The organism is Bacillus sp. FSL R5-0560, assembly GCF_037966305.1.
Lineage (GTDB): Bacteria > Bacillota > Bacilli > Bacillales > Bacillaceae > Bacillus > Bacillus mojavensis.
Genome location: NZ_CP150195.1, coordinates 487,529 through 503,943 on the forward strand (window position 1 = coordinate 487,529; position 16,415 = coordinate 503,943).

A 16,415-nucleotide genomic window follows, 5' to 3' on the forward strand; every position below is an offset into this window, starting at 1 on the left:
CTAAGACCAAGGGACATCCCTTGGTCTTTTTTAAATAAAGGGGGAATGGCGGTGTATACGGAAGGGGCATTTGTTATAGTGACAAACGCAAAGCGGCAAATTCTGCTGGTCAAACGAAAAGACGTTCCTTTATGGGATTTGCCGGGCGGACGGGTTGAATCAGGAGAAACCCCGGAGGCAGCGGCGATCCGGGAGGTAATGGAAGAAACGGGATATCTGATAGAGCTTTCCGGGAAATTGGGTGTCTATCAAAGACCTAAGTTTCAGGACGAACAGCATGTGTTTGCAGGGAACATAACAGGCGGACAAGCGATAGAAAACGGCATGGAAACGGCCGGGCTGAAGTGGTTTTCGCCGGAGCATCTGCCGCTTTTGATGGTGCCAAACCGGAAAATGCAAATCAGAGATTTTCTAAACGGTGCCGCGGGCATCAAGAGTACCGTCAAGGACAACAGCTTTTTGGCGGCCCTAGACCTGTTCAGAAGGAAATACAGCAAGCGATAGTTGCCTCCGGGTTTTAAACGGCTCCCCCTGTGGTATTGAAAAAGGAAAAAGGAGGATACGGCATGGCACACAAAACAGCAGGACAAACAATGACAGAACTGCTTGAACAATGGGGAGTCGATCATGTTTACGGCATCCCCGGAGACAGCATTAACGAATTTATTGAGGAACTGAGACACGAAAGAAATCAATTGGAATTCATCCAAACCCGCCATGAAGAGGTGGCAGCGCTGGCAGCCGCGGCTGAGGCAAAACTCACCGGCAAGATTGGTGTCTGCCTGTCAATTGCAGGGCCGGGTGCGGTGCACTTATTGAACGGTTTATACGATGCAAAAGCGGACGGCGCCCCTGTGCTTGCGATTGCAGGTCAGGTTTCCTCAGGCGAAGTCGGGCGGGACTACTTTCAGGAGATTAAGCTTGAGCAAATGTTTGAAGACGTGGCAGTGTTTAACAGGGAGGTACATAGCGCGGAGTCACTGCCGGATCTGTTGAATCAGGCGATCCGCACTGCCTACAGCAAAAAAGGTGTTGCGGTATTAAGTGTGTCAGATGATTTGTTTGCGGAGAAAATCAAACGGGAACCCGTTTATACATCACCATTGTATATTGAAGGGAATCTTGAACCGAAAAAAGAACAGCTTGTGACATGCGCGCAATACATTAACAATGCGAAAAAGCCGATCATTTTGGCGGGACAGGGAATGAAAAAGGCGAAGCGGGAGCTGCTGGAATTTGCGGATAAAGCAGCGGCGCCGATCGTCGTCACGCTCCCCGCAAAAGGCGTTGTTCCCGATAAGCACCCGCACTTTCTCGGTAACCTTGGGCAGATTGGGACAAAACCGGCCTATGAGGCAATGGAAGAATGCGATTTGTTAATCATGCTCGGCACCTCGTTCCCGTATCGTGATTACTTGCCGGAAGACACACCGGCAATCCAACTTGACTCAGACCCGGCGAAAATCGGCAAACGATATCCGGTAACAGCGGGGCTTGTCTGTGACTCGGCTCTCGGTCTGCGTGAACTGACGGAGTATATTGAACGGAAGGAAGACAGAAGATTCCTAAATGCCTGCACTGAACATATGCAGCATTGGTGGAACGAAATCGAAAAAGATGAAACTGAGGCGACAACACCGCTTAAACCCCAGCAGGTCATCGCGCGTCTTCAGGAAGCAGCAGCAGACGACGCGGTGCTGTCAGTAGATGTCGGCACTGTCACCGTCTGGATGGCGCGGCATTTCAAAATGAACGCGAACCAGGATTTCATCGTTTCCAGCTGGCTTGCGACAATGGGCTGCGGCCTGCCGGGAGCTATAGCGGCGAGCTTGTCTGAACCGGAGCGCCAGGCCATCGCAGTTTGCGGAGACGGGGGCTTTTCCATGGTCATGCAGGATCTCCCGACCGCAGTCAAATACAAGCTCCCGATTACTGTCGTTATTTTAAACAATGAAAATCTCGGCATGATTGAATATGAACAGCAGGTCAAAGGCAACATCGACTATGTCACAAAACTTCAGAATGTTGACTATGCCGCATTTGCAGAGAGCTGCGGAGCAAAAGGCATCAAGGTGACCAGAGCGGAAGAGCTTGCGCCGGCCTTTCATGAGGCGCTACACTCCGATCAGCCGGTCGTTGTTGACGTAATGATCGGAAATGAACCGCCGCTGCCCGGCAAGATCACCTATGGACAGGCAAAAGGCTTCAGCAAATACATGCTGAAAAACTTCTTCGAAAACCAAAAAATCGAAATGCCGTCATTGAAGAAAAGCTTAAAACGGTTATTCTAAAAAAACAGGGGCGAGGCCCCTGTTTTTTGGATTTTATTGAATCATAAAATTGGTGGTTTGAACCTTTAAAATGACTCGTATACTTATTGGGATCAACATTTTCGCCGTGCCCAAAACGGACACAAGGACAAATGCATCTGCTTTTTAAGCAAAAAGATCAGCGCATTTGTCCTTGTCTGTTTCATCCAAAATTTATGTCTCTATAAGCTTATTTCCCTTTTTTCGAAAGTCCGAAAAAGAAAGGAAAAGCAGAACCAACTAATAAAGTGCCGAATAAAAACATGCCGCCGATAAACACGTGAAAATTAGCGCCACCGGCTGTAAAAGCGGTAATTAAGGAAATGATACTGAGCACCACCATGGCGATGCCAGGCGCGATCCTCATTTTTTTACCTGTTGATTTATAAGCGATAACAGAACATAAAATTCCGATAACAATAGGGACAATCCATAAATAAAACAGAATAAATACTGACATTATCAAAACTCCGATTTTTTCTTCTATCATAACAAATTTCTGTAAAAAATGATATCAATGAGCTTTGAAGCCAAAATAAAAAACCGGCTCTATCAGCCGGTTTTTTTCTAACGGAACGTATCGACGATCAAAAACACATTCAAAGCAACAATCAGTACAGCGATCAGCCAAGAAACAACTGTTACCCATTTGGCATTAATCAGTGAACCCATAATCCGCTTATTGCTTGTGAACATAATAAGCGGAATTAAGGCAAAGGCAATGCCGAAGGAAAGAACCACCTGGCTCAGCACAAGAGCCGACGTCGGATTGACGCCTGATGCGATGATCAAGATTGGCGGAATGATTGTGATGAACCGCCGTACATACAGCGGGATGCGGTAATTGATAAATCCCTGCATAATCACATCGCCTGAAAGTGTTCCGACAGACGAACTGGATAGGCCCGCAACCAGTAGGCCGATTCCGAATAGCACGGCTGAAACAGGACTGACAAGATGACCGAACTGCTGAAACGCGACATCAAGATCCTCGACAAACAGCCCGTTTTTGAAGAATAATGCGGCAGCCACAATCAGCATACTCGCATTAATAGCCCCTGCAATCAGCATCGCTATTAAAATATCAATAAATTCAAATCTGAAGATTTTTTTCCGTTCGGCATCTGTTTTGCCGACAACCCGCCGCTGTGTGAGGGCAGAGTGTAAATAAATGGCGTGCGGCATAACGGTTGCGCCGAGAATCCCTGCGGCAAGAAGAACGCTGTCGGTCCCGTGAAATGTCGGAACGAAAAGCCCCTTCATCACTGAGACGGCATCCGGCTTTGCGAAAAAGGTCTGCAGCGCAAAGGCGATGACCACTACAAACAGCATGCCGGCAATACCGGCTTCAAGTGAACGATAACCGCGGCGCTGAAGCTCCAAAATCGCGAAAGAGCCGATCGCCGCAATAATAGACGCTTCGAGCATCGGGATGCCGAACAGCAAATACAGTCCCAGCGCCGCTCCGATAAATTCCGCCAGATCAGTCGCGATAATGACGAGCTCGCCTTGAATCCATAAGCCGATGGAAACGGGCTTAGGAAATTCCTCACGAGCGACCTCAGGCAGGTTTTTGCCTGTCGCGATACCGAGTTTGGCGGAGAGTGATTGGATCAAGAGCGCCATGATATTAGAAAATAAAATCACCCATAGCAGCATATATCCATATTTAGAACCGGCTGATATATTTGTTGCGAAGTTACCGGGATCGATATAGGCAATAGCTGCAATAAACGCCGGGCCTAAAAAAGGCAGTAGTCCTCTGAATCCTCTGCTTTTCCCGTCAAGCGCATCTTGAACTGCTTTGGAACGGGGAGATTGTGCTGTGATGTCCTTATTCATCATGTACTCACCTGAATTCTAATTGTTTTTGCCATACAACAAAGAGTTTCCTTAAACCAAATTATTTTATCTACATCATATGACCATCCCGATTTCTTGTCAACCAATGATGATCAAAATCACTTCTTAAATTTTTCCCTGTTATGTAACATGATATGTAGGACATCTGATAAGGGTCCATACATAAAAAGACATCGTTTCTGTATGAAACGATGCCTCCTGAATAATCTAACATTTAGGCTTCCTTCCGCAATCCGCGGAATACGAGGCTCAGTAAGAATACGAAGATCGCTGCCCCGATAATTGCCGGAATAATGGCAAATCCTGCAAGGCTCGGTCCCCAAGTTCCGAGTAGGCCATGCCCGATCCATGCGCCGATCAGACCTGCAATCATCGAACCGAAGATTCCTCCAGGCATGCGATTGCCGACGATGGCACTTCCGATTAGTCCAATTAAGATAGCAATAACTAATGAAACCAAAAAGCTAAGCATGATATTCACCTCTCCTTAATGATTTATATATCAATAACCGTTCTAGACAGATCCGAAACGTACAAAAGCATATTTGCTTATGAGTCTGTTTTTATCTTTCTCTGCACACTGCCGTCAGCCAAATGAACAATTACGTCAGTGCCTTTATGCTCAGCAATTTCCTTTGCCCTTTCAATTGCTTCCGTTTTTGTCTCCTTGATTTCAGATACACGTTTGGCATCCTCAGCTTTGACGGCCCAGCCACTCTTATGCTTAATGACATGTTCCGCTTTATTCATCAGCTCGGGTCTGGCGTCATCGTTTGCCTCCTCATCGCGTTCTGTTTCATCATCATGTTTGAGAAAGTCGTCAATTTCTTTTTTTGAGGCGTTTTCCGCCCATTCCTTTGCTTTGCTCGTCGCAATCGGAATGGCGCGTCCGTCCTCATAGCCTTCATCAATCATGGCATTCGCAATTTCAATCGCCTTTTTCTTCACAGGCTTCTCGAGATTTTTCAGTGAAGCGGGGTAATCCTTCATAGACCAAGGCATTTCCATCACTCCTTTTGCTTTTATAAAAAGGGTACCCGCAGGTGAAAAATAAAAACGTTTTAGAGAAAAATGAAGGTATACTATATAGTAGAAAAACGGAAGGGAAGTGCGAGTTGGGTGACAACAGAACGAAAAGAAGACTTACATCAGCAATTAAAAGAAATAGAGAAATGGGAAAAGGAGCAGCAAAAAGTCTGGTTTTGGGAAAAACTCAGCCGTCTCCCGTTTCAGCTGCTGGACAAGCTGACACCGGAATTCATTCAGAAAAAGATCGGCAAGCTTTTGGATGAGGTGGGCACCTTTGTTCAGACTGGAGGACAGTACCTGACATCGGAAAAACAGATTATCAAAACGTTTCAAAAGAAACTGCCCGAGCAAACCTTTGAATCACTGGAGGACGTACAGAAAGCGCCCCTGGCTGTTATGGATGATGTTGCTGAAGCGATGGGCAAAAACCGAATCAATGCTGCAACCGTTCAGGGAGCGACCACGGGTGTGGGCGGCGTATTTACACTGGCGGCAGACATTCCGGCTGTGCTCGGTTTATCATTAAAAACGCTGCAGGATATCGCAGTGGCATATGGCTATAATCCAAAGGAGAAAAAAGAGCGGGTCTTCATCGTAAAATGTTTGCAGCTTACTTCAGCAGATGTTGTCGGTAAAAAATCAATTCTGAAAGAATTAAAAGATTATGATCAGGACCGTACATATAAGAATGTCGCTTCCCAAGTCCAAGGCTGGCGGGAAGTGGTTTTAGGCTACCGTGACACCTTTGGCTGGAAAAAGCTTTTTCAAATGGTGCCGGTCGCGGGAATGGTCTTTGGCGCGGCAGCCAATCGCTCGACATTAAATGACATTACCGAAACAGGCATGATGCTCTATAAAAAGCGGCGCATCCTCGAGCGGCTCAAAGAAACAGCACAGAATCATGAATAGAAGAAAAGCAGACGGGCACCGCGTTCCGTCTGCTTTTTTCAGTCAAAACACACCCAATGTGTTTTGTTTGTTTAAAAGAAATGACAGCGGGAAAACAACAACCAACACCAATTAAAGGAGGAATTCAAAATGGCACAAGATAACAAAATGAGCAGAGAAGAAGCAGGTAGAAAAGGCGGAGAAACGACTAGCAAAAACCATGATAAAGAATTCTATCAAGAGATTGGTCAAAAAGGCGGAGAAGCCACTAGCAAAAACCATGACAAAGAATTCTATCAGGAAATCGGCGAAAAAGGCGGAGAAGCCACTAGCAAGAATCATGACAAAGAGTTCTATCAAGAGATCGGTGAAAAAGGCGGAGAAGCCACTAGTGAAAATCATGACAAAGAATTCTATCAAGAAATCGGCCGTAAAGGCGGAGAAGCGACAAGCAAAAATCATGATAAGGAATTCTACCAAGAAATTGGCTCAAAAGGCGGAAACGCCCGCGACAACGACTAACTAAGTAAAGCATAAAAGGCAGACAACCTGTAGATAAAAAGCGATCCGGCGCAGAAGCTGGATCGCTTTTTATTTTTGATTTTTTCTCAATTTATGCCAGTGTTGCGATACAATAAGTGAAAAAAAGGGGTTTTCGCCAATGTCCGAAATGCAAAATGTGCTCGCCATCGCTAATGAAGTCAAAGAAAAACACGCCAATTTTTCAATCTCAGAGGTCAATGACCACTGTGTGCGCCTCGCTGTGTTTACAGGAGAATATGACTGGCACCATCACCTGACTCAGATGAATTATTCATTGTTCTTGAAGGTGAGCTGCTGATCGATTTTAAGAACAAAGAAACCGCGGTACTCAAAGCGAATGACAGCCTGCTGATCCCAAAAGGAACGGTTCACCGCACGCGCTCTTACGTCAGAACGGTGAATCTCTGTGTCGAGCATATACAAGCGAAAACAGTCACGATAGAGGAATTGCCATGCTGATCAAAAGGATTGTATGTGAAGTAGACGCTGCAAATGCTAAGGCATTTGCAAACGCGCAGTCACAGTGGGGAGCACTATCACATGTAAATGGCTTCATCAAACAGACCGGCGGTTGGCGGAAAACAGCAGATGGGCTGTTCACCGCAGAGATCATCAGCGTTTGGGAGAACAGAGCTGCCTATGATCATTTTATGGAGAACGAACATGACGTTATCTATGAAGAAATCGGGCAAAAGGCTACGTTATATTCAATAGAAGTGGCGCTTACTCAGGTTGATGCAGAGGGGGTCGCTTTCTTATTTGAGAACCGGGAAATTGAATACGAGCCTGGACCGTGACAAAAGCTTAGTGATGAGAAATCGCCTTCAAAAAGAGGATAAGCTGAGTTTATCGCTCATAATAACAATAAAGATATTCTCCTGTTATATTAATTGATTTAGAATGAAGAAAATGGCATTCAATTGTGAAATCAGGGGGATTAATTCGGATGACTTTTCATTTTCATGAAATTGACCATATTCAGCTTGCGGCTCCTAAAGGCTGTGAAACTGCTGCAAGACAATTTTACGGCGGGATATTAGGCTTTCAGGAAATTGAAAAACCAGATGAGTTAAAAGCCCGGGGCGGAGTCTGGTTCACTTTTGGGAACAGACAATTGCATATCGGGATAGAAGAACCTTTTGTCCCGGCTAAAAAAGCACACCCTGCATTTGAGGTTTTGAATATAGAAGGCTTAAAAGAACATGTAAAATTAAATGGAATTGCAATTGTTGAGGACAATAAACTTCCGGGAGCGGACAGATTCTATATTTCAGATCCATTTGGCAATCGTCTGGAGATGCTTGAGTGGCAGACAACGCACAAAAAAGGATAGATCACGGTTAATGATGATCTATCCTTTTTATGATAGTGTCTTTACTCGCGTCCTGGAAGCGTATCATGAACAAAAGGCGGTGCTGGTTTTAACTCCGGCTTTTCTCCAAACGCTTTAGCTTCTTTTACATATTCAAAGGCTTCTCCATCCGGCGCTTTCTCCTTCAGCCAGTTTTGCTCGGCACTTTCTTCACCTTCAGAGAAATTGATCAACTGATGCGAGAACTCTTGTTTTTCGAGTGCTTTCGGGAATGTCCCCGGCACAATCGGGCCTTCCTGTGCTTCTAATTCTTTAATGGCGGCGAGCCATTGGTTTTGGTGCATCGTGTCACGCGCCAGCAGGAAGCTGAGCATATCTTTGACGCCTTTGTCATCCGTCATTTCAAACAGGCGTGCGACCTGCAGACGGCCTTGTGATTCCGCATTCAGATTGGCGCGGAAGTCTGCCAGCAGGTTTCCGCTTGCTACGATATAGCCGCCGCTCCAAGGTACGCCTGTACTGCTTTCCGGCATGGCGCCAAGTCCTGATACAATGGCATGGTGAGGGTTCATGCCGCCCAGGATGGAGCCGATGACCGGATCTTCAGCGGCTTTTTCCTGCTGATCAAGCGGAGCGTCCTCAAGAAGTCTGGCGATCATCGTAGCGATCATTTCAACATGCCCGAGTTCCTCAGTTGCCGTATCCATCAGCAAATCCTTGTATTTTTCATTTCCTCTTGTATTCCAGCCTTGAAATAAGTATTGCATGGCAACAGAAATTTCTCCGAATTGCCCGCCTAAAATTTCTTGCATTTTTTTAGCGAATAATGGATCTGGACGATCTGGTTTAGCAGGATGCTGCAGCATTTTTGTGTGCTTAAACATGTACCCATCTCCTTTTCGTTTGTCTCTTTTTATATTTCCGATCGTATGAAAGATAAACGAAACACAGCGTATCGAGATGGGAACTATGAATCTTTTCGCAGCTCCAAAAGCTCCTGAATCAGCTTCCGGCCGAAGATGGGCTCGTACTGCCGGTAAACAGGATCAAGGCGCTTCATCCATTCTTTTTTCTCTTTATCTGACAGCTCATAAATATGTATAGTAGAATTCTTTTTAATTTCTTCCAGCTGTTCCTTATTCATTTGTTCGGCATACGTTTCATTCCACTCCGTCGTCTCCTTCATCGCTTCAGTTAAAATACGCCGTGTTTCTGGTGTTTGCGCCTTCCAGAAGTGTTCATCAGTCATGACAGCGTAGCCGAGATAACCGTGGCTGCTTATTGTCAAATAGTCCTGAACATTATAAAATTTTTTAGAATAGATGTTTGAGATTGTATTTTCTTCGCCATCGACTATATTGTTTTCTAACAGCTGAAAGGTAGAATTGAAGGATTCCTGATGAGGCGTTGCGCCAAGCAGCTTGAACTGATCCTCGATCACATCGCTTTGCATAATGCGCAGATCTTGCCCTTTTAAATCACCCGGTGTTTTGACCGGCCCTTGATTTGTCGTGATTTGTTTAAAGCCGTTTGTCCAATAGGCCAGTCCTTTTAGCTGGTTTTTCTTTAGAGAATCAAACAGCTGTGTGCCGATGCTTCCGTTCAGCCCTTTTTTGACGGCATTGTAATCTGTAAATGCATACGGCAGATCCAGCACCCCCCATTCAGGAGAGAGCATGCCGAGCTTCGATGTGGAGGGGGCGATAAATTGAACATCACCGTTTTGCAAGGCTTCAATTTCTTCAATGTCCGAGTACAGGCTTCCATTCGGAAATACTTCAATTTTTATTTTCCCGCCTGATTTTTCGTTCACCAAATCAGCGAATTTATTGGCGGCCAGCCCTTTTGGCGTATTTTCAGCAACGACATGGCTGAATGTAAATATGATTTGATCCTGCAGCCCTTCCTGGTCGTCATCATAAACAATCTCTTTATTGCCGGTATGATCATGGAATCCGATAAATAAAGCGGTAGCAATTCCAGCGATCATCAGACCGAGACATGCAAGCAAACTCTTCACGAAAAGCCCTCCCCTTATGTTAAGGATAATGGGGGCAATGCCATTCGTAAAGACCTGAAAGGAGAAGCTGATGAACAAAAAGAAGCTCTCAATCCGCTGGAAAATCACAATCCTCTCCTACATACTCGTCATTTTCTCCTTTTTGATCGGCGGCATTGTGCTCATAGGCAATATTCAGCATACAGAGGAAAGGGAGCTGAAAAAACGGCTGATGAATACGGCTCGGACGGTGTCGGAGATGACCGAAGTGAAAGAGGCATTATCGCGAAAAGAACAAACAGAAGCCGTCCGTCATGCGGTTGAAGAGATCCGTATGATCAATGAAGCAGACTACATTGTCGTCATGGACATGGATCATATTCGTTATACTCATCCTGTCAGCGCAAACATCGGAAAAAAGTCAAAGGGTGCAGATGAAGAGGCGGCGTTTGCGGAGCACATTTATTTCTCAGAAGCAACAGGCGAGATCGGAACGGCTGTCCGGGCCTTTTATCCGGTAAAGGATCAGGATTTGAATCAGATCGGAGCGGTACTCGTTGGAAAAACACTGCCGGGGATGGCTGATATATTGTTTCATTTAAGAAAGGATATCGCCTTCATTGTAGTGCTGACACTCGGATTCGGCCTGGCGGGTTCGTTCCTGCTGGCCCGTCATATCAAAAAACAAATGTTTCAGCTCGAGCCCCATGAGATTGTCCGGATGTATGAAGAGCGAACCGCTACCTTTCACTCTATGAATGAAGGCGTGATTGCCATTGACAACCGGCATATCATCACAATATTTAATGAAAAAGCCAAACAGATTTTTGAGGTGCAGGGCGATCTGGTCGGCAAGGTGATTTGGGATGTGCTCAAGGATTCGCGCCTGCCTGAAATCATAGAGCGGAACAAAGCGGTTTATAATGAAGAAATTCGTGTCAGCGGAAAGGTCATCATGAGCAGCAGGATTCCGATCGTCATGAAGAAAAAAGTCATCGGGGCCGTCGCGATTTTCCAGGACAGAACAGAAGCGGCCAAGATGGCAGAGGAATTGACGGGTGTCAAAAACTTTGTCGAAGCGCTCCGCGTCCAAAATCATGAGCATATGAACAAGCTTCATACCATCGCAGGCCTGATCCAGCTCGGCAAATCCGAAAAAGCGCTGCAGCTGGCGTTTCAGACTTCAACCGAGCAGGAAAACGTCACTGAATTTCTGCATCGCTCCATTCAAAATGACGCCGCGGCGGGGCTTTTGCTAAGTAAAATCAGAAGGGGAAAAGAACTCGGCATTGCTGTGCATATTGATGAAAACAGCAGCCTGCAGCAATTTCCCGAGCATGTCGACCAGCATGATATCGTCGTGCTTCTCGGCAACCTGATTGAAAATGCCTTCGGCTCGTTTGAAACCGTTCAGTCTGATGATAAACGAATTGACATCAGTATAGAACAAACGGAGGATATTCTAGCGATATTAATAGAAGATAACGGATGCGGCATTGAACACACACATATGCCGTACCTCTATGAAAAAGGATTTACAGTGAATAAAACAGGCGGCACAGGCTATGGCCTCTATTTAGTCAAGCAAATAACAGACAAAGGGTCGGGTGCGATAGAGGTCGATTCACACTCGGGACAGGGCACGTCTTTTTCAATCGTTTTTCCGATGAAGGGAGAGGAATCGCAGCATGGCTCGTAAAGAAATCAAGGTTCTGCTCATTGAAGACGATCCGATGGTTCAGGAAGTAAATAAGGATTTCATCACAACCGTTAAAGGCTTTACCGTCTGTGCGCAAGCGGGAAACGGGGACGAAGGCATCAAGCTGATCAAAGAAAAGCAGCCTGAACTCGTGATTCTGGATGTATACATGCCGAAAAAAGACGGAATCAAAACCTTGCAGGAGATCAGAAGGCAAAAGCTTGAGGTAGATGTCATCGTCGTATCCGCTGCAAAAGACAAGGAAACAATTTCTCTTATGCTGCAAAATGGGGCAGTTGACTATATCTTAAAACCGTTTAAGCTCGAACGTATGAGACAGGCGCTTGAGAAATATAAGCGGTATAAACAAAAAATAGAGGAAAACGACACGCTGTCCCAGGATCAGCTCGATGCCATCCTCAATATCCCGCGGCAGACCGTACCGGATCTGCCGAAGGGGTTGAATCATTTTACGATGAATGAGCTCATTGCTTTTTTGAAGCAGCAAACTTCGCCTCTTTCTGCTGAAGAGGTTGCCAAGGCTCTCGGTATCGCCAGAGTGACAGCGAGGCGCTATCTTGATTATCTCGAAAAGAATGGAACGATTCAGCTTGATGTTCAATACGGAGGAGTCGGACGCCCCGTCAACCGCTACATATTTAATATGTAAATCCAAGACCAAAAAGACCAAAATGTCCGTTATGAACATAAACTTCCCCGCCCCTTATGAAAACGCTATCATTCTAGTAAGAAAGACACAAAGGCGACTAGGACAGGGGGAGGAAGAATATGAAACTGTTTAAAAATTTAACAGTTCAAGTCATAACCGCGGTCATCATCGGGGTCATTGTCGGATTGGTTTGGCCGGATGTCGGCAAAGAAATGAAACCGCTTGGCGATACCTTTATCAACGCTGTGAAAATGGTAATCGCTCCAATCATTTTCTTCACAATCGTTCTCGGGATTGCAAAAATGGGCGATATGAAGAAGGTTGGAAAAGTAGGGGGAAAAGCATTTATTTATTTCGAGGTTGTTACGACCCTTGCACTCATTATCGGTTTATTTGTTGTTAATATGATGAAGCCGGGTGCAGGCCTCGATTACAGCAAGCTTGAAAAGGGAGATGTCTCACAATACACGCAAAATGGCGGTCAGGGGATCGACTGGGTTGAATTTGTCACACACATCGTACCGTCCAACATGGTTGATGCCTTCGCAAAAGGGGACATTTTGCAGGTCTTATTCTTTTCCATTCTTTTCGGAGTCGGTCTAGCGGCGTTAGGTGAAAAAGGGAAAAGCGTCATTGATTTCTTTGATAAAATTTCACATGTCTTTTTCAAAATTATCGGCTATGTTATGCGTGCGGCTCCAATCGGCGCATTCGGAGCGATGGCGTATACGATCGGGCACTTCGGACTCGATTCCATCAAGCCGCTTGCCAGCTTAATGCTGTCTGTGTATATCACAATGTTCCTGTTTGTGTTTGTCGTTTTAAATATCATCTGCAAGCTATACGGATTCAGCCTTTGGAACTACCTGCGCTTTATCAAAGATGAGCTTCTCATCGTGCTCGGCACAAGCTCATCAGAATCAGTTCTTCCGAGAATGATGGATAAAATGGAGCGCTACGGCTGTTCAAAATCAGTCGTCGGGCTAGTTATTCCGACCGGCTATTCGTTTAACCTAGACGGAACATCCATTTATTTATCAATGGCGACTGTCTTTCTGGCTCAAGTGTTTGGAGTGGATCTCAGCATCGGGCAGCAAATAACGATTATCCTCGTTCTGATGCTGACTTCGAAGGGAGCAGCCGGTGTGACAGGAAGCGGATTTATCGTTCTTGCGTCAACCCTCTCAGCCCTTCAGGTCATCCCGCTTGAGGGCCTTGCGCTTCTGCTCGGTGTCGACCGTTTCATGAGTGAAGGAAGAGCGATTGTGAACCTGATCGGAAACGGAATCGCCACAATCATCGTTGCAAAAAGTGAAAAAGAATTCGATGAAGCAAAAAGCGTAGAGGCTGTGGAAGGCTTGAAAAAAATGAAAACAGCAGTTTAAAAAAAGAGCGGCCCATCCATGGGGCCGTTTTTTTCATTGTTTAGAAATTATTAAGGTGTGGACAGAGACCTCAGCATTTTTTTGTTATATAATTTACAAATGGATACTATATTGAATGAAGGACGTTTGTCCTAACAGGAGTGTATAAATGGCCGCTTTAGTAAAATTTTTTCAGCACCCGGGAGTAAGGCGTTTTTCCATCTTTGTCGTGTTAACTGGTGTGTTATATCTATTTAAGAGCATGATCAACTTAATATTGCTGACCTTCATTTTCACATTTCTTATGGATCGTTTGGAGCTTGTCGTCCGGCAGTTTTTGAGCCGTTTCTTCCGAGTGAGCCAGCGGATTGTCATTACATTTCTCTACATTTTGCTGGCCGTGCTGCTTACAGTCGGAGGGTTTGTGTTTTATCCGGTCGTTGCCGCACAGATTCAGCAGCTGATCAAGCAAATTAAACATATTGCGTATCATCCAAGCAGCATTCCTTTCTTTGATGAGATCACAAGTGTTTTCGGAGATATTAATATCAGTTCGTATGTCAAAGAGGGTTTCAATGTACTTTATACGTATCTGGCCGATATCAGCACATTCGGCTTGCAGATCGTGATGGCGCTCATTCTCAGCATGTTCTTCTTATTTGAGAAAAAACGGCTGTCTGAATTTATGGAGCAGTTTAAAACGAGCAAGCTTGCTGTGTTTTATAATGAGATTGCTTTTTTCGGAGGAAAATTCGCGAGAACGTTCGGCAAGGTGCTTGAGGCACAATTTATCATCGCCCTCGTGAACTGTATACTGACTTTTATTGCGCTCTGGATTATGCATTTCCCTCAGCTGTTGGGACTCTCCATCATGGTTTTCTTTCTCGGATTGATCCCGGTAGCAGGCGTTGTCATCTCCCTGATTCCGCTCAGTATTATTGCGTACAGCACAGGCGGCGGAATGTATGTGCTCTACATTGTGCTTGTCATTTTCGCCATCCATGCGATTGAGACATATTTCCTCAATCCGAAGCTGATGTCAGCGAAAACAGAGCTGCCAATCTTTTTCACATTTACAGTCCTAATTTTTTCTGAGCATTTTCTAGGCATTTGGGGCTTAATTATCGGAATTCCGATCTTTGTATTTCTTCTTGATATTCTTGATGTGACGAACAAGGAAGATGGGCCCAAAAGATTCCGAGAAAAAAGTAACAAAAAATAGTTTACAAAATTGGATCTTTTCTGTATAAATAAACTACATCATACAATAGTAAGCCACACGCTTAATCCTTTTTAAAAGGAGTGGGGGACCCAATCTTTTGGGGTTTATTTTTCATCTGAAAAACGGACATCTCTTCGTCCGAACCCGGCAGCTAACCTCATCAGCGTGAAGAGAGATCCTGTGGTTTTATGATACAGCCAAAGCCCGCGGGAGTCTCTCGCGGGCTTTTTTTCAAAAAAGGAGGAATGCGGATGAAACTGGCAACAAAGATTATCATTGCATTGGTTCTGGGCGCCGTCACGGGGATTATTTTGAACGTAACATCACCTGAATTATTTGAAAATTTGAATAAGTTTGTATTTGGCCCTCTTGGCACCATCTTTTTAAACCTCATCAAAATGCTTGTCGTACCGATTGTTTTTTTCTCTCTTACATTAGGAGTTGCCGGGCTTGGCGATCCTAAAAAGCTTGGCAGAATCGGTGTGAAGGCCATCTCTTATTTTCTCATCACAACAGCGGTGGCGATTACGATCGGGCTTATACTGGCGCTTGTCATTAAGCCGGGTGAGTTCGGCACTTATGATGTCTCATCCGCTAAATTTGAGGCAGAAGAAGCACCGAGTATTGCTGACACACTTCTGAACATGATTCCGGCCAATCCCGTTCAAGCGATGACTGAAGGAAATATGCTCCAAATTATCGTGTTTTCCATTTTTGTCGGACTCGGGATTACGATGCTAGGCAAAAAAGCAGATATGCTTTTGAAAGTCGTTGAGCAGGGCAATGAACTGATGATGTATCTGGTCAACCTAGTCATGAAGTTTGCGCCATACGGCACGTTTGGTCTCATTGCGACAGCTATCGGCAGCCAGGGATTAAGTGCAATAAAAGCGATGGGGCTGTACATGATTGTTGTTACGCTGTCTCTTGTCATACATGCAATCGTCACCTACGGTTCAACAGTGGCCCTTTTAGCAAAAAGAAATCCGATTACGTTCTTTAAAGATTTCTCAGAAGTTATGGTCGTTGCGTTCAGTACCTCAAGCAGCAATGCAACGCTTCCGGTATCAATGGATGTAGCCCAGAAAAAACTAAAAGTGCCTGAGCCGATCAGCAGCTTCGTTCAGCCGCTCGGCGCGACGATTAACATGGACGGTACAGCCATTATGCAAGGGGTGGCCACCATCTTTATTGCACAGGTATTCGGACATGATCTTACATTTACGCAATTGCTGATGGTGATATTGACGGCTGTATTAGCAAGTGTGGGAACCGCGGGTGTTCCGGGAGTCGGCTTGATTATGCTCGCCATGGTGCTTCAATCAGTCGGCCTGCCTGTTGAGGGCATCGGTTTGATCCTCGGAATAGACCGCTTGCTCGATATGCTTCGTACAGTGGTCAACACAACAGGAGACGCGGCCTGTGCCGTCATCATTACAGAAACAGAAAAGAACAAACAGACAGAGCAAGCACCGACTCTATCGGTTTAACCAAACATTTGGAAGCAACAAATGCTA

Annotated in this window: 16 protein-coding genes, 2 pseudogenes and 1 riboswitch; of the genes and pseudogenes, 12 read left to right on the forward strand and 6 right to left on the reverse strand. The window is 45.3% G+C overall.

From position 1 onward, the window contains the following. Positions 1 to 45: 45 nt before the first annotated feature. Positions 46 to 504 (forward strand): NUDIX hydrolase, encoded by a 459-nt coding sequence (locus NST56_RS02480; RefSeq protein ID WP_339179722.1) that lies wholly within the window; start codon positions 46 to 48, stop codon positions 502 to 504. A 62-nt stretch (positions 505 to 566) separates the two neighbouring features. Then, complete coding sequence (locus NST56_RS02485) at positions 567 to 2,291, forward strand: pyruvate oxidase (protein ID WP_010333080.1); 1,725 nt, start codon at positions 567 to 569, stop codon at positions 2,289 to 2,291. A 208-nt stretch (positions 2,292 to 2,499) separates the two neighbouring features. On the opposite strand, the gene NST56_RS02490 is transcribed toward NST56_RS02485, so the two are convergent. The 4 genes from NST56_RS02490 to NST56_RS02505 all read right to left on the reverse strand — a co-directional run bounded on the left by NST56_RS02490 (position 2,500) and on the right by NST56_RS02505 (position 5,174). Beyond that, the gene (locus NST56_RS02490; protein ID WP_010333081.1) at positions 2,500 to 2,769 is read right to left on the reverse strand and encodes a hypothetical protein; all 270 of its coding nucleotides are present in this window, start codon (positions 2,767 to 2,769) and stop codon (positions 2,500 to 2,502) included. A gap of 107 nt (positions 2,770 to 2,876) precedes the next feature. Continuing rightward, positions 2,877 to 4,154, reverse strand: coding sequence for an Nramp family divalent metal transporter (locus NST56_RS02495; RefSeq protein WP_168746967.1), 1,278 nt, complete (start codon positions 4,152 to 4,154; stop codon positions 2,877 to 2,879). 232 nt (positions 4,155 to 4,386) lie between these two features. Continuing rightward, on the reverse strand, positions 4,387 to 4,644 hold the full coding sequence (locus tag NST56_RS02500) for a GlsB/YeaQ/YmgE family stress response membrane protein (protein WP_010333083.1): 258 nt from the start codon (positions 4,642 to 4,644) through the stop codon (positions 4,387 to 4,389). Between the two features lie 77 nt (positions 4,645 to 4,721). Then, positions 4,722 to 5,174 (reverse strand): DUF2188 domain-containing protein, encoded by a 453-nt coding sequence (locus NST56_RS02505; RefSeq protein WP_339179726.1) that lies wholly within the window; start codon positions 5,172 to 5,174, stop codon positions 4,722 to 4,724. Positions 5,175 to 5,291: 117 nt separating this feature from the next. Between NST56_RS02505 and NST56_RS02510 the strand changes: the two genes are divergently transcribed. From NST56_RS02510 to NST56_RS02530, 5 genes and pseudogenes are all read left to right on the forward strand, one after another. Continuing rightward, a complete protein-coding gene (locus NST56_RS02510; protein WP_010333085.1) occupies positions 5,292 to 6,110 on the forward strand; it encodes an EcsC family protein in 819 nt (272 codons plus the stop codon). Positions 6,111 to 6,239: 129 nt separating this feature from the next. Continuing rightward, the gene (gene gsiB, locus NST56_RS02515) at positions 6,240 to 6,611 is read left to right on the forward strand and encodes a glucose starvation-inducible protein GsiB (protein ID WP_010333086.1); all 372 of its coding nucleotides are present in this window, start codon (positions 6,240 to 6,242) and stop codon (positions 6,609 to 6,611) included. 139 nt (positions 6,612 to 6,750) lie between these two features. Then, positions 6,751 to 7,091: pseudogene (locus tag NST56_RS02520) on the forward strand (cupin domain-containing protein). Beyond that, positions 7,085 to 7,440, forward strand: a pseudogene (locus NST56_RS02525) (YdbC family protein). The pseudogenes NST56_RS02520 and NST56_RS02525 overlap by 7 nt, the downstream one beginning before the upstream one ends. Before the next feature lie 138 nt (positions 7,441 to 7,578). Next, positions 7,579 to 7,965 carry a VOC family protein gene (locus NST56_RS02530; RefSeq protein WP_168746972.1) on the forward strand — a complete coding sequence of 129 codons (387 nt, stop codon included), beginning with the start codon at positions 7,579 to 7,581 and terminating at the stop codon, positions 7,963 to 7,965. A 41-nt stretch (positions 7,966 to 8,006) separates the two neighbouring features. Here the strand turns inward: NST56_RS02530 and NST56_RS02535 are convergent, their stop codons facing one another. Both NST56_RS02535 and dctB read right to left on the reverse strand, forming a co-directional pair. Next, positions 8,007 to 8,828 carry a manganese catalase family protein gene (locus NST56_RS02535; protein WP_010333090.1) on the reverse strand — a complete coding sequence of 274 codons (822 nt, stop codon included), beginning with the start codon at positions 8,826 to 8,828 and terminating at the stop codon, positions 8,007 to 8,009. 83 nt (positions 8,829 to 8,911) lie between these two features. Next, positions 8,912 to 9,964 carry a C4-dicarboxylate TRAP transporter substrate-binding protein DctB gene (dctB, locus tag NST56_RS02540; RefSeq protein WP_010333091.1) on the reverse strand — a complete coding sequence of 351 codons (1,053 nt, stop codon included), beginning with the start codon at positions 9,962 to 9,964 and terminating at the stop codon, positions 8,912 to 8,914. A 70-nt stretch (positions 9,965 to 10,034) separates the two neighbouring features. Between dctB and dctS the strand changes: the two genes are divergently transcribed. From dctS to NST56_RS02565, 5 genes are all read left to right on the forward strand, one after another. Further along, positions 10,035 to 11,642 (forward strand): two-component system sensor histidine kinase DctS, encoded by a 1,608-nt coding sequence (gene dctS / locus NST56_RS02545; protein WP_339179733.1) that lies wholly within the window; start codon positions 10,035 to 10,037, stop codon positions 11,640 to 11,642. After that, positions 11,632 to 12,312: a response regulator gene (locus tag NST56_RS02550; protein WP_326330844.1), complete on the forward strand. Its 681-nt coding sequence runs from the start codon at positions 11,632 to 11,634 to the stop codon at positions 12,310 to 12,312. The genes dctS and NST56_RS02550 overlap by 11 nt, the downstream gene beginning before the upstream one ends. A gap of 119 nt (positions 12,313 to 12,431) precedes the next feature. Further along, the gene (gene dctP / locus NST56_RS02555; RefSeq protein WP_229149983.1) at positions 12,432 to 13,697 is read left to right on the forward strand and encodes a C4-dicarboxylate transporter DctP; all 1,266 of its coding nucleotides are present in this window, start codon (positions 12,432 to 12,434) and stop codon (positions 13,695 to 13,697) included. A gap of 148 nt (positions 13,698 to 13,845) precedes the next feature. Beyond that, positions 13,846 to 14,898, forward strand: a complete 1,053-nt coding sequence (locus tag NST56_RS02560) for an AI-2E family transporter (RefSeq protein ID WP_010333095.1) — start codon at positions 13,846 to 13,848, stop codon at positions 14,896 to 14,898. 48 nt (positions 14,899 to 14,946) lie between these two features. Further along, positions 14,947 to 15,078, forward strand: a riboswitch (cyclic di-AMP (ydaO/yuaA leader). A gap of 71 nt (positions 15,079 to 15,149) precedes the next feature. Next, a complete protein-coding gene (locus NST56_RS02565; protein WP_010333096.1) occupies positions 15,150 to 16,388 on the forward strand; it encodes a dicarboxylate/amino acid:cation symporter in 1,239 nt (412 codons plus the stop codon). Positions 16,389 to 16,415: the final 27 nt, after the last annotated feature.